Annotated in this window: 15 protein-coding genes; 8 read left to right on the top strand and 7 right to left on the bottom strand. The window is 69.5% G+C overall.

Annotation, left to right across the window (positions count from 1 at the left end):
* Position 1 precedes the first annotated feature (1 nt).
* From ACNTAO_RS03520 to ACNTAO_RS03535, 4 genes are all read right to left on the bottom strand, one after another.
* Positions 2-811 carry a cytochrome b gene (locus ACNTAO_RS03520; protein ID WP_435160566.1) on the bottom strand — a complete coding sequence of 270 codons (810 nt, stop codon included), beginning with the start codon at positions 809-811 and terminating at the stop codon, positions 2-4.
* 7 nt (positions 812-818) lie between these two features.
* Positions 819-1208, bottom strand: a complete 390-nt coding sequence (locus ACNTAO_RS03525) for a DUF7318 family protein (RefSeq protein ID WP_435160567.1) — start codon at positions 1206-1208, stop codon at positions 819-821.
* Entirely contained in the window at positions 1205-1858 is a 654-nt protein-coding gene (locus tag ACNTAO_RS03530; RefSeq protein WP_435160568.1) for a halocyanin domain-containing protein, read from the bottom strand. The genes ACNTAO_RS03525 and ACNTAO_RS03530 overlap by 4 nt, the downstream gene beginning before the upstream one ends.
* A 96-nt stretch (positions 1859-1954) precedes the next feature.
* Positions 1955-2929 (bottom strand): DUF7319 domain-containing protein, encoded by a 975-nt coding sequence (locus ACNTAO_RS03535; RefSeq protein WP_435160569.1) that lies wholly within the window; start codon positions 2927-2929, stop codon positions 1955-1957.
* Between the two features lie 104 nt (positions 2930-3033).
* Here ACNTAO_RS03535 and ACNTAO_RS03540 point away from each other — a divergent pair, with 104 nt between their 5' ends.
* The 7 genes from ACNTAO_RS03540 (at position 3034) to ACNTAO_RS03570 (ending at position 8799) form a co-directional block, all read left to right on the top strand.
* Entirely contained in the window at positions 3034-3516 is a 483-nt protein-coding gene (locus ACNTAO_RS03540) for a DUF7321 family protein (protein ID WP_435160570.1), read from the top strand.
* 56 nt (positions 3517-3572) lie between these two features.
* Complete coding sequence (locus ACNTAO_RS03545; RefSeq protein ID WP_435160571.1) at positions 3573-4193, top strand: HAD family hydrolase; 621 nt, start codon at positions 3573-3575, stop codon at positions 4191-4193.
* Positions 4190-5230 carry a CobD/CbiB family cobalamin biosynthesis protein gene (locus tag ACNTAO_RS03550; RefSeq protein WP_435160572.1) on the top strand — a complete coding sequence of 347 codons (1041 nt, stop codon included), beginning with the start codon at positions 4190-4192 and terminating at the stop codon, positions 5228-5230. The genes ACNTAO_RS03545 and ACNTAO_RS03550 overlap by 4 nt, the downstream gene beginning before the upstream one ends.
* Positions 5227-6030: an adenosylcobinamide-GDP ribazoletransferase gene (gene cobS / locus ACNTAO_RS03555; RefSeq protein ID WP_435160573.1), complete on the top strand. Its 804-nt coding sequence runs from the start codon at positions 5227-5229 to the stop codon at positions 6028-6030. The genes ACNTAO_RS03550 and cobS overlap by 4 nt, the downstream gene beginning before the upstream one ends.
* A gap of 79 nt (positions 6031-6109) precedes the next feature.
* On the top strand, positions 6110-6826 hold the full coding sequence (locus ACNTAO_RS03560; RefSeq protein WP_435160574.1) for an NTP transferase domain-containing protein: 717 nt from the start codon (positions 6110-6112) through the stop codon (positions 6824-6826).
* Between the two features lie 93 nt (positions 6827-6919).
* Positions 6920-7927, top strand: coding sequence for an aminotransferase class I/II-fold pyridoxal phosphate-dependent enzyme (locus ACNTAO_RS03565; protein ID WP_435160575.1), 1008 nt, complete (start codon positions 6920-6922; stop codon positions 7925-7927).
* Positions 7924-8799, top strand: a complete 876-nt coding sequence (locus ACNTAO_RS03570; RefSeq protein WP_435160576.1) for an adenosylcobinamide amidohydrolase — start codon at positions 7924-7926, stop codon at positions 8797-8799. The genes ACNTAO_RS03565 and ACNTAO_RS03570 overlap by 4 nt, the downstream gene beginning before the upstream one ends.
* Here ACNTAO_RS03570 and ACNTAO_RS03575 read toward each other — a convergent pair.
* From ACNTAO_RS03575 to ACNTAO_RS03585, 3 genes are all read right to left on the bottom strand, one after another.
* Positions 8796-9617, bottom strand: a complete 822-nt coding sequence (locus ACNTAO_RS03575) for an MBL fold metallo-hydrolase (RefSeq protein WP_435160577.1) — start codon at positions 9615-9617, stop codon at positions 8796-8798. The two genes, ACNTAO_RS03570 and ACNTAO_RS03575, sit on opposite strands and share 4 nt — an antisense overlap.
* A gap of 39 nt (positions 9618-9656) precedes the next feature.
* The gene (locus tag ACNTAO_RS03580; protein WP_435160578.1) at positions 9657-11489 is read right to left on the bottom strand and encodes a radical SAM protein; all 1833 of its coding nucleotides are present in this window, start codon (positions 11487-11489) and stop codon (positions 9657-9659) included.
* 87 nt (positions 11490-11576) lie between these two features.
* The gene (locus tag ACNTAO_RS03585) at positions 11577-12491 is read right to left on the bottom strand and encodes a DUF429 domain-containing protein (RefSeq protein ID WP_435160579.1); all 915 of its coding nucleotides are present in this window, start codon (positions 12489-12491) and stop codon (positions 11577-11579) included.
* Positions 12492-12545: 54 nt separating this feature from the next.
* On the opposite strand from ACNTAO_RS03585, the gene ACNTAO_RS03590 reads away from it, so the two are divergent.
* Complete coding sequence (locus ACNTAO_RS03590) at positions 12546-12701, top strand: DUF7559 family protein (RefSeq protein WP_435160580.1); 156 nt, start codon at positions 12546-12548, stop codon at positions 12699-12701.
* The last annotated feature ends 4 nt before the right edge of the window (positions 12702-12705 follow it).

A 12705-nucleotide genomic window follows, 5' to 3' on the forward strand; every position in this document is an offset into this window, starting at 1 on the left:
CTTAGTGCGGCTCCGCGATACCCTGCACCCAGACGATGCCCACGTGGAGCGCGATGAGCGAGGTCACCACGAACGGCAACACGAACACGTGCAGGATGTACATTCTCACGAGCGTCGCCTGCCCGAGCGTGAACCCACCGAACAGGAGCTGTGCGGCCCACTCCCCGACGATCGGGGTTGCGAGCGCCATCTCGACGCCGATCTGTGCGGCCCAGAAGGAGAGCTGCTTCCACGGTAGGACGTACCCGGAGAAGCCGAAGAACAGCGTCAATCCGATCAGGATCACGCCGAGGATCCAGTTGACCTCACGCGGCTCCTTGTACGCGCCGGTGAAGTAGACGCGGAGCATGTGGAGGAACACCGCGGCGACCATGAACTGTGCCGCCCAGTTGTGGATCGACCGGAGCATGAAGCCGAACTGGACGTCCTGGAGGATGGTCACGACGGAGTTGTACGCGGCCGTCGGGTCGCCCTGAGCGGCGGCACCCGCCGTCGACGGCGAGTAGTAGAACCCGAGTAAGGCACCGGAGACTGCGGCGACCAGGTACGCGAGGATCGACAAGGACCCGAGCGAGTACAGCGGGTACCAGTACCAGAACTTGTTGTCGAGGTCGTACTGTTCGGTGTGGCTCTTCGGCATCTGAAGGTTCGCGCGGTAGTACATCGTCTCCAGCAGCTCGAGGTAGTCGACGATGCGAAGCCGCTTGTCGATCCAGATGAGCGTGGTCAAGAACGCCGTCTCGATGACCGTGAGGTCCTGGCTCTTGAGCCACGCGTTGTGGTCCATCTCGTCGCGTTTTTTGAGGCTCATTGGGTGATCACTTCTTGTAGTACGGGTAGACGGCGCGTTTCACCGTCTCCCAGGCGTCGTCTGTGCCGATCTCCACGCCGTCTTTGTCCTCCTCGCGGATGTAGAGGTCTTCCCACTTCCGCCGACGCTTCTTTACGATCATCACGTCGGGGAGGAACTCCTTGCGGTACAGAAGCAGGATGAACGCGAGGTCGAGGAAGATGAGCGCCAGTACGGCGCCCATGAACATGTTTCCGAACTCCGTCGACGCCCACGAGAACATCAGTCCGTAGACGAAGAGGAAGACGAAGACGACCTCGATGACGGTGAGGAGGACGATGGCGATGGCGGCCGCGGTGCTCTCTCTGGCCGGCTCGTATCGGTGGATGTCACCGTACGACGATCCGCTCGAGCTCATTGGGTTCCCCCGTGTCCCGTGTGTGCGGACTCGCCGTACTTTAACGTATAGAACGTGAAGACGAACGTCAACACGATCCCGAGACCAGCCGCGACGCCGACCCAGTGGGCGTGGATCGGCATCCCGACGTCGGCGATGTCCTCGGGCCACCCGGTGTTCGCGGCGCCGCCGCCCGCCTCAACGGTCGGGACGTCACCGCCGACGGCGAGGCCGGCGTGCATGCCGACGGCCGTGTGCGGCACACAGTGGTAGTGGGTGATCCCGGCGTCGTCTTCGGTCACCTCGTATTCGTAGGTGTATCCTTCTTCACCGACCGGGTCGCCGCTGTCGAGGCCCGCCGGGCCGCCGTCCTCGACCGCCTTCACGTTGTGGGCACCGCCGTTACCCGTCCACTCGAAGGTGATCGTCGTGCCCGGGTCGACCCACAGCTGGGTCGGGTCGAACGCCAGGCCGCTGCCGCCGGCACCGACCTGGACGGTCACCTCACTTTCGCCACGAGCGTCTTGGTAGGTCCCGAGGTTGCCGTTCGTGACCCCGCTCGGCCAGTCCGGTTTGACCTCCTGTGCGGCGGCCGTTCCGGCCGTGCCAGCGGCGGCCGTGGCCGCGGCGGTTGCCCCGCCGGCCGTCCGCACGAATTCCCGCCTTTTCATACAGATTTACTGCGCACGGGGTGCGCTTAAACCCACCGACTATCGACGTCCGTCTGGTGCCACATACGGGGTGTGAAACCCCCGAATTCGGCCGTTTCACTGATCGTCTCGAGCGTCGGTCAACGCGGCCTCGTCGACGGGGACGAACTCGGGCCGTTCTTCGGCTTCTCGGAGCGCGCGAAGGCGGTCGCGGTACTCCGCCGAGCGGAACCGATCGGAGAGTCGTGCGTTTGCGACCATGGCAAACAAGAAGCCGCCGACGAGGAGGAAGACGACCCCCATCGCGGGGCCGATGATGCTCTCGAGGTCGAAGAAGAACGAAGCACCGAGGAGCACCGCGCCGGCGATCACCTGGACGGCTGCGATCACCTGTATCATCAGGTTGCCGAACTCACCGGACCCCTCGGGAACGCTCTCTGGGTGCGGCAGCGACCAGTCTGCCGGCGGCTCTGGTACCTCGTACGCCTCCATCGCCGCCATCGCGACGAGCGGCTCGACGTCGCGAAGCACGGTGCCACGGCCGCTCACCTCACCCGTCGGGCGGACGATCGCGTACCCCTCGTCGGAGTAGACGAGGACGCGCTCTTCGCCGTCCTCACGGACGCGCTCGAGGACCCCGAACACCTCCCGTCGTGCGATTCGCGACTTGAGTTCCGCCTCGACGCGGTCGAGCAGCCGCCCGCCGGTGATCCACGTCTCGGGGTCGAACGCGGCGGTCCACTCCTCGGCGGTCATGCGTGCCATGTCCGCCGGCCCGAAGTCGTCGAAGTCGTACTCGGCGTCGACGCGCTCGCGGAGCGCATCGAGGTTGTCGGGAGCGTCACCGGAACCGTCGCGGTCTGCGCCGTCGGAGCTACCCGCGTCGTCGGAGTCGTCACCATCCGCGTCGTGGGGGGCGTCGGCCGCTGCGGTACGCGCGTCCGACTCGGGAGCCACCTCGTCCGCGTCTACGTTCGTCGTGACGCCACCGTCGTCGTGCTCGCCGTCCGCCCCCTCGCCGGGATCGGTAGCGTCCTCGGTGGCGCTCCGATCGGGGTCGTCCGACGCCGCCCGCGTCGAGGTGTCCTCCATCATCCCCACGTACGGGCTCGGGGGGCTAACTGTTTTCGTCCGGGACCGCCTCGTGGGTGACGGCGGATCGGGGAGTTTTACGCGTTCCGGCCCGATCGACGTACATGGTCGACGAGTCGGTGATCGCGGCGGTGGCCGGGCTGTCCGTGACGGCGAGCCTGCCGTTCCTCCTGTACGGCGCGTGGATCATGATCGACGCGGAGGTGGTGACGTGGAACGTGCTGACGTACCACCTCAAGTTCATCCTCGTCGGCCTCGCGCTCACGACGATCCCGATAACGACGTGGATGCTTCCGCGGATACTCGACCAGTTGTCAGGCGGGGCAGTGATACACGCCGTCTTGGGGCTACAGGCGTACGCGATGTTGACGCTTGCGCTCACCGGTATCGTTCGGATCTTACAGGCCAAACGCAGTGCTGATGCCTACGACGACCCCGACGTCGACATCGACGAGATTCACGAGGACATCGGTCACTGGCGGAGCCGGCTTCGGCTCGGCGTAGCCGGGTTTATGATCTTCTGGCTCTGTGCGTGGCTCACGGGACTCTACCGGTTCTACACGCTGCACATTGTTCCTGTCCTCTAGTCGGGCCGGCGAGCGACCGACAGCTTAAATCCCCGATTGCCCCTATACCGTCTATCGTGGCAGTTACGTTCGATCTCTTTGGCACGCTCGTCGACGTCGACTACCCGACAGACCCCGCCGAGGTCGTCGCGCGCGAGCTTGAGTCGCGCGACGTCCCCGTTCCCGACGACTGGCACGTCGCGTACGGCGAGCACCACGTCGAGGCGCCGGCGGGCGCGGAGACGCCACTGCCGGCGCACGTGAGCGCAGCTCTCGACTCGCGCGGCGTCGCGGCCGCAGACAACGTCGTCCGACACGCCGTCGTTGCCGCCTTCGACCCGACGGTGACCCGACGCGAGGGGGCGCTCGAGGCGGTACGAGCCGCGGCCGAGCGCGGCCCGGTCGGGCTCTGTTCGAACTGCTCGGTACCCGAGCTCGTTCCTCGAACCCTGATACGCGCGGACCTCCGCGGAGAGTTCGACGCGGTCACCACGAGCGTCGGCTGCGGCTGGCGGAAGCCGCACCCGTCCGCCTTCGAAGCGGCGGCCGACGCGCTCGGGGTCGCGCCGGACGCGCTCGTGCACGTCGGCGACGATCCGGCCACCGACGGTGGGATCGTCGACGTCGGCGGTCGGCTGTTCGACGTGACACAGACTCCGCTCTCGGCACTCGCTGGCGAACTGGAGGCCGAGCCGTGAGCCTCGCGGCGGCCAGCGCGATCGCGCTCGCCGCCGCCGCGGACCGGGCGTTCGGCGAACCGCCGACCCGATTTCACCCCGTGGCGTGGCTTGGGCGGCTCGTCGAGTGGCTCGACGCCAGCGTTCCCGACACGCGGCTCGCCGGCGTCGGGATCGCGGCGGGGACGCCGACGGGCTTCGGGCTCGCACTCGCTGGGGTCGTGCTTGCGGGCGCAGCGGCCGCACGCGTGACGGTCGGATCCGGCGACGGCGTCACCGCGACGGTCCTGGCTGCGGCCGCGTTGTTCGTCTGTTCGAGCCACCGGATGCTCCTCGCGGTGACGAGAGACGTGGTCGCGCTGAGCGCGTCCGACGTCGAGGAGGCACGCGGGGAACTGCGTGCACTCGCCGGCCGAGACGCGAGCGATCTCTCGCCAGCACACGTCCGGTCGGCGGCCGTCGAGAGCGCGGCCGAGAACCTCGCCGACGGACTCGTCGCACCGCTGATGGGGTTCGCGGTCGGAGCACTCGCCGCCGGCGGACTTGGACTCGCGACCGTCGAGGGGCTGTCGGTCGCCGCCGGCGTGGCCGGATGGGTAAAAGCCGTCAACACGCTCGACTCGATGCTCGGGTATCGCCACCGCATCGCAGGGTGGGCGCCGGCTCGTCTCGACGATGCGGTCATGTGGCTCCCGGCCCGAGCGAGTGCGGTGTTACTCCTGGCCGTCGGCCGGCTCACCCCCCAGCAGCACGGGAGGCGACGGGGTTCGCTTCGGGCCGTATGGCCGTCGGTCAGACGGGCCGCCGGCGTGCCAGCGTCGCCGAACTCCGGGTGGCCGATGGCGTCGATCGGAGCCGTCCTCGACTGTCAACTGGAGAAGCCGGGCGCGTACAGCCTTCACGCGGACCGGCCGCTGCCGACGGTCGAGGTGGCGCAGGCTGGCGTTCGGGTCGTCTCGCGCGCGGGTTTACTCGGGATCGGGACCGCGAGCGTGGTGGTCGCGGGGATCGGCAGGGCCGTCCCTCGACTCGGAGGGTCCGGGGTGGTCCCGGCGTGACCGACCGGGCGGACCATTCGGGACCGGCGAGGCCGATCCCGGCGCTTCGCGGCGCGTTCACCTTCCTGACGCGCGTACCGATTCCAGGTGGTGTGCCCGCAGATTGGCACGCGTTTCGTCGGTCGCCGTGGACGTTTCCCGTCGTGGGATCGGGACTCGGGGCGGTCGCAGGGCTCGCGCTGCTCGCGCCGTCGGCGTGGAGCGCCGCGGCGGGCTACCTGCTCGCGCTCTACCTGCTCGGTGGCGTCACTCACGCCGACGGGTTGGCTGACCTCGGAGACGCGATCGCCGCACACGACCCCGAGCGCCGTCGGGCGGCGCTCGACGACGCCGCGCTCGGCGTTGGCGGCGCCCTCGCGCTGGGCGTGACCCTCGTCACGACGACGCTCGGTGTGTTGGCACTCGCCACCGGCTTCACCGGCGGACAGTCGCTCGCCGGGACGACGGCGTACCGGGTGGTGCTCGCGGCCGAGGTGGGAGCGAAAGCCGGGATGGCGCTGCTCGCCTGCGTCGGTCGGCCGGCACACGAAGGGCTCGGTTCGGCCGTCGTCGGCGACGTTGGGCCGTGGTCGCTGCTCCCGGTCGCCGTGCTCTCGGTGCCCGTCGTGCTCGCGCCACCTGCCGGCGCGCTCCCCGCGTTGGTCGCAGCCGTGCTCGCGGGACCGGCCGTCGCGTTGCTCGTGTATCGTCGGGTATCGCCGTGGCTGGGCGGCGTGAGCGGTGACGTACTCGGGGCGACCAACGAACTCGGGCGAGCCGTCGCGCTCCACGTGGGGGTGGTCGTGTGGGCGTTCGGGTGAGCGTGGACACGGTGCGTGCACTGCGTGCGTCACCGAGCGTCGGCGCGACGGCACCACGGCACCGACGACACACCGACCGATGACGGACACTGCAAACGCGGCTGCACACGCATCGAGCCGTCCTGTGATGCCGGCAGTCCTCCTCTGTGGCGGGCGGGGAACCCGGCTCGACGAGGACCGGGAGAAGCCACTCGTTCCGGTCGACGGTCGACCGATGGTCGGACGGGTGCTCGACGCGCTCACCGCCGCGCGCGTCACACGAGTCGTCGCAGTCGTCTCGCCGCACACACCGGAGACCGCCGACCGACTCCGCGGCGAACTCACCGAGGCGGCTGCCGTTCCCTGTACCGTGCTCGACGGACGCGGTGACGGCTACGTAACGGACCTCAACCGTGGCCTCGACGCGGTCGGCAAGCCGGCGGTTACGGTCGCCGCCGACCTCCCACTGCTCCGTGGTTCCGATGTCGACGCGGCGATCGACGCCGCGATGAGGCCAGATACCGGCGGCGACGCATGCGCGTCGGGAGACGCGCGAGCCGACACCGAGGGGGGCTTCTCGGCACGGTCCGTAACGGTCTGTGTACCAGCAGCACGGAAGCGCAAATTGGGCGTAAGCGTCGACACGGCGTTCGAGCACGAGGACGGGACGCTCGCGCCGAGCGGGCTCAACGTCGTCGGAGACGACCCCGATCGGATCCTCGTGAGCGAGAGTCGGTCGCTCGCGATCAACGTCAATCGGCCGCGAGACCGCGCAGTCGCTCGTGCAGTCGCCGCGGAGCACGCCGAGTTGCGGTGATGGACGTTCGAACACAGTCGATCGTCGTCGCATGTTTCGGCGAACGTGGTAACAAACGGAGAGATTTTCATGCAGCGGCCGCACGAGAGGTGTATGGACACCACTGCGCTCGACGAGGTCGACTGCGTGGCACACGGGGGGACCACCGATCCTCACGTGGTCGACTTCAGCGCGAACACCAACCCGCGGTCACCGCCCGGGGTGGCGGGCGTGTACGAGTCTGCACTCGCGGCGGCGCGCCGGTACCCCTGTGACGGGTACACGGACTTCCGGACGGCCGCCGCGGAGTACGTCGGGTGTGACCCGAAGGCGGTGATACCGACCGCGGGGGCGACGGCCGGGATGCGGCTCCTCTTTTCGATTCTCGTCGGGTCGGGCGACTCCGTCGCCGTCCCCGTCCCGTCGTTCGGCGAGTACGAACGCGAGGTTCGGCTCCAGGGCGGCACCCCGGTTCGGGTCGCTCACGACGCGATCCTCGAGGTCGACCCGACCGACCACGCGGCCGTCGTGGTCTGTACGCCGAACAACCCGACCGGCGAGCTCCCGCCACGTCGGGGGCTCGAGCGGCTCGCCGAGCGGTGTCGCGACGCCGACACCACGCTGCTCGTGGACGAGGCGTTCCTCGATTACACGCCGCAGGCGTCGCTCGCGGGCGAGCCCGGCGTCGTCGTCGCGCGGTCGCTCACGAAGGTGTTCGGGCTCCCGGGCATTCGTGCCGGCTTCCTCGTCGCCACCGGCCGGCTCCGGGATCGGCTCGACACCGCACGCATCTCGTGGGGGCTCTCGACGGTCGCCACCGAGGTGAGTACGCACTGTCTCGAGCGGACTGCGTTCGTCGAACGCACCCGCGAGCGGGTCGCCACGGAACGCGAACGAATCCGCGAGCGTCTCGAGACGCGCTGGGAGGTGTACCCGTCTCGGGCGCCGTTCTTACTCGTCGATGCCGGCGAGGAGGACGTCGACGAGATCCTCTCGACCGCGAGAGAGCGCGGGGTCGCACTGCGTGACGCCCGCACCTTTCCGGGGCTCGACGACCACCTGCGAACCGCCGTCCGCGGTCCCGGAGACAACGACGTCCTGCTCGAGGCGCTCGGCGTGTGACGGCCGCAGACGACCCCGCCGGCCCGGACGGCGAGTTTCAGGCGGCAGTCGCCGACGGCGTCTGTCGGTTCTGGCGGCCACACCGGTCGACGCGGTTCCTCTCGACCGGCTTCGACGGCGGCGAGTGCGTCGCGAGCGCGGCGTACAACCTGACCGTTCCAGCGGGATGGGGTGACGACGGCCGCCGCGACCTGCGGGCCTACGTCTCGAAGCGAGTGGCGGCGGCCGGATTCGACGACGACGGCGTGCGGACGGACGAGTTGACGCAGACGGACGAGTCACCGGCGTTGCTCACCGGGGTCGACCAGCGGCACGCACGGGTGGCGCGGCTCGACGGTGCGACCGTCCTCGCGACCGCCGGCGTCTCGAATCCCGCAGCACTCCCGGTTCCACCGGTCCCGGCGGACGACCCCTCGACGGCCGAAGGACGCGACGAGCGGGGCCGACGCTCGGAGGACCGAGCCGAACGAGACCGACCGGTAGATCGACAAGTAGATGGGACGGTCAACCTGCTCGTCGGCGTCGACCGCCCGCTCGGACCCGGCGCGCTCGCCAACCTCGTGTCGGTCGTCGCGGAGGCGAAGGCGGCGACGCTGCTCGCGACGGTCGGCGTGCCCGGGATGACGAGCGACGCCGTCGTCGTCGGCTGTCCGCCGACCGACGCACCCAGGGGTCGGCCGGCAGCACCGTTTTCCGGGTCGGCGACGCCGGTCGGGGCGGCAGTCCGGGCCTGTGTGCGCGACGCCCTTCGCGTGTCGCTTCGCTCGCGATACGGACCGGATGTCGGCGACGCCCCTCCGTCGGTCGCGGCCGCCGAGTACGGCGTCTCGACCGAGCGCATGGCAGCCGTGTCGGTCCCCACGGAGCGCTAGTCTTCATCCGTCCACGACGTCGCAACACGGCCCTCGGCGACTAACTTCTCGAGGTGGGCGCGAACGGTCCCCCGTGCGAGGTCGGCCACACCCGAGAGGTCGCGGTCGTACGCGGCGTCGAGGACGGCGTCGACGTCGCTCGCACCGGCGTCGACCACCCGGAGCACGCGTCGTTCGCGGTCGAGTCGGTGCTCGGCGAGCCGTCGGCACGTCACGGCCGGATCGTCGACGACCGGCCCGTGTGCCGGATACAGTCGGTCGACGACCCCATCGCGAACGCGGTCGAGGCTGTCCAGATACGCGGCGAGATCACCGTCGGGCGCGGCGACCGCGACGCTCCCCTCGGCGACGACGAGATCGCCGACGATCCCCACGGTCCGGTCGGGTCCGTCCGTCACGAAGGCGAGGTGGTCCGGCGCGTGTCCCGGCGTCGCCCAGACGCGAACGTCGGTCGAGCCGACCGTGTCGCCGTCGACGACCGTCTCGTCGGGGTCGACGCCGGTCGCCTCGCGAAAGCGGTCGACGTGGTCTGCGTGCGCGTACACGGTCGCGCCGGTCCGTGACGCGTACGTGGCGACCGCGCCGACGTGGTCGGGGTGGGCGTGTGTCACGGCGATCGCCGTCACCGGGGAGCCGTCTGCGGCCGCCGTAGCCACCGCTTCGTCGAGTGCGTCGGTTCGTGTCGCCGGATCGACGAGGAGTCCGTCGACGAGGTGTGCACTCGTGGTGCCGCTCGGGGCACGGGTCTCCACCGGGAGCGGAACACGGGTGACGTGTGCGGCCTCGTCTGCAACCGAGTTGGCTTCGTCGTGTGACATCGTGTGGGGAGTCGCAGTTCGTGTCTGCCGTGAACGCTGTCAGTCACCACGACCCAGCGAGGACCGCGTGCCGGGACCCGGGCCAGAGCCGCTTCGGTCAGATCCTGGGATCGCGGCCAGCGAGTCACCGGCCACCGCGAACCGCGAGAGGTCGGTGACGCCGTCGTCGACGGCCTCGACGGTCTCGTACGGGCGGCCGACGACGACGTCGCCGGCGCGGCTCCGGGTGATCCCCGGAATCGCGGTCAACTCGGCCATCGACGCCGCGTTGACGTCGAGCGGGTATGGCACACCGGTGACCGAGCGGTAGCCGTGGTCAGTGACCGCGACGTCGATGACGGTGCCGAGCTCGCGCTCGCCCGGAACCGCCACGAGCAGGGCGTACGTCCCGAGCTGTCGACCGAACGTCTTCCCGTCCTGGTGGTACTCCAGGTGGACATCGGGGAGGATCGTTCCCGGCGGGACGACGCGGTCGAGCATCGGGTTGTCGACGGTCTCACGAATCTCGCGTTTGTACGCCTGGAACTGGTCGCGGTGGGCCGTCGCGATCTCCGCGCCGGTCTCTGCCATCTCCGTGCCCGCGAACGCCATCACCTGCCGGACGTTGATCCGTCGGAGCATGAGCCCCTCGTCGTAGACGGACTGGAGGAAGCGCTTGTTGTGTTCGTACGTCTCGGGCCGCTCGCCTTTGAGGCCGTGAACGAGGTTGATGCCGGGCAGGAGCTTAGGAAGCCGCGGCGAGGCGTCGGGGCCGGTCGAGGGGCCGTAGCGGCGGTCGGGGTCGGGACCGGAGACGCCACCGGGCTCGCTCGCTGGCGGGTCTCCCGGCCGCCAGCCACCCTCCTCGTTGACGACGCGAACGGCCGCCAGACACTCCTCGGCGGTGACGAGCAGGTCGTTCTGGGCTTTGACGACCGGGTCCGCCGACTCGAGCCCGAAGGCGGCCGTGTCGCCCGGGGTGTTGTGTTCGGCGATGATGCGGATCGCCTCGCGAGAGGCGTCCGGGTACTCGGTGATCGTCACCGGATTCATGTTGTCGAGGTGGAGCGTCTCGAGGTCGGGTGCGACCCGGCGGATTCCCCCGTAGAGGTCGCGGAGCGCGTCGGGATTGGGGGCTTCGCCGTCGCCGCCGAACGCGAGGATGTCGGCCTGCCGCCCGAGCCGAAAGTGGCGCACGCCGCGGTTGGAGAGGGCGTCGACCTCGTCGACGACTGCGCCGGCCGTCCGAAACGACGGGTTCCCGTAGAGCGGCTCCGTACAGAACGAACAGCGGTACGCACACCCCCGGGCGGTCTCCAGCTCACAGATGAGGTAGTCCGGGTGGTTCGGGTGCTGTTCGACGACGAACGCGCCGAGTGACGCCCAGCGGTCGGCTTCTTCGGTGTCGCGCATACGGTCACCGAACCCCTCGAGTCCGTTCGCGACTAGGTCGTGGGCGGCCGCCTCGACGTCGCCTTTCGCAACGAAGTCGTAGTCGAGGTCGTCGCGCTCCATCTCCTGTGCGCCGGCGTTCTCCTCGCCGACGCCGAACCGGACGGGACCGCCGAGGAGGGTCGTGCCGTCCGCGGTCCACGCGAGGTCGCGCACCTCGTCGGGCTCTGCGGGCGTCCCACCGACGTACTTCCCTGGGACCGTCATGCCGCCGACGTAGACGACGAGGTCGGCGTCTGCGACGTCCGCACGCGTCTGACGGTCCGCGCGAAGCTCGTCGATCGTGTGATACGTGATCGCCGACTCGGGGACGCCCGCGTCGACGAGCGCGCCGGCCGTGTACCGCGGGTACGTCGAGAGGTACGGCGGCACCCCGAAGTGTGCCGGTTCGTCGACGTAGCCGTCGACGATCGTGACGGAGATGTCAGCCGGGAAAGTCATGTTGACACTGCGTACGCCGTGGAGGCCAAAAACGCGTGCGGAACGGCGGCGCGGCGCTGCTCGGCCCAGGCGGTGTGGCGAGGACGCTCAGTAGTGGATGAACCCCTCGCTCGGCGGGGCACGGTGGTCGGCGGTGGGCCGGTCACCGCGGACCCAGGCCGCGGCCGCCCACGCGGCGAGGAGACTATCGAGTGCGTCTCCGCCGGCGTCGTCGGCGACCACGGAGCGAATCGCCGTGGCGGTCGGGTGGGGGTCGACGGCGACCGCGTCGTTCGCGAAGACCTGATCGAGCACGGCGCGTCGAAACGCCGGGTCGTCGTGGGCGTCTTTGTACGTCGTCGAGCGGACCGCGAGCCGCGACCCGAGCACGGCGGCGGGATACGTCTCGAGGAGCACCCGGTCGGCCGTCGCCGCACCCGGTTGGAACGGCCACGCGGCGGCCGTCTCCGACCGGACGAGCGGCACGAGGAGGTCCCGGAGGGCGTGATAGGTGATCCGAAAGACGAATCGGTTGTACGGACAGAGGCCGTCGAACCGCTCGTCACACCGTCGTCGAATCTCCTTGCGGTCGCCACCGGTGGCGCGCTTCGTCAATCGGTGACACGTCGTTTGAAAGTCGTCTGCGTCCGAGAATGTGTCCGGAACGGTCTCGAGGAACGCCCGCCAGTCGGACTCGGCGACGATCGGCTCGGGCAGTGAGAACGGCGCGTCGAGCCCCACGACAGCCGGCGGCTCGGCCTCGGCTATCGTCCGGCGGAGCGCGTCGAACACGGCGTCCCGACTCCGTGGCTCGCTCGGTAGCGTCCGTGCCGGAACCGGCTGATCGAGGGCGACCGCTCCGTCGGTGACGGTCGCCCGCGTGATCCACGTCTTCCGGTGGGCGGCCGACGCCGACGCGCTGAGGTCGACGCCGAGCACCGTGACGGGGGCCTCGACCGACACGTCGTGAGGGGACGGACCGTCGTCGGCCGACGCGTCGCCGGCCGTCGGGTCGTGTGGCACATTCGATCGAGTGCTGCCACGCCGTTTAAGCCCTCGCCCGCACTACGTCCGCGCATGCCAGCGACGATGGAGGTCAAGTGCGTCGACGATGACTGCGAACTCGACATGTTCGAGAACCACTACACGTACGACGTCCCCGACGAGCACGCGGTGGACGACCTCTCGTGTCCGTACTGTGGCGGGGCCGAGCTGGTCGAAATCGAGGTGTGATCAC

Origin of the sequence: Halorubrum zhoui (assembly GCF_051194155.1) — an archaeon.
GTDB lineage: Archaea > Halobacteriota > Halobacteria > Halobacteriales > Haloferacaceae > Halorubrum.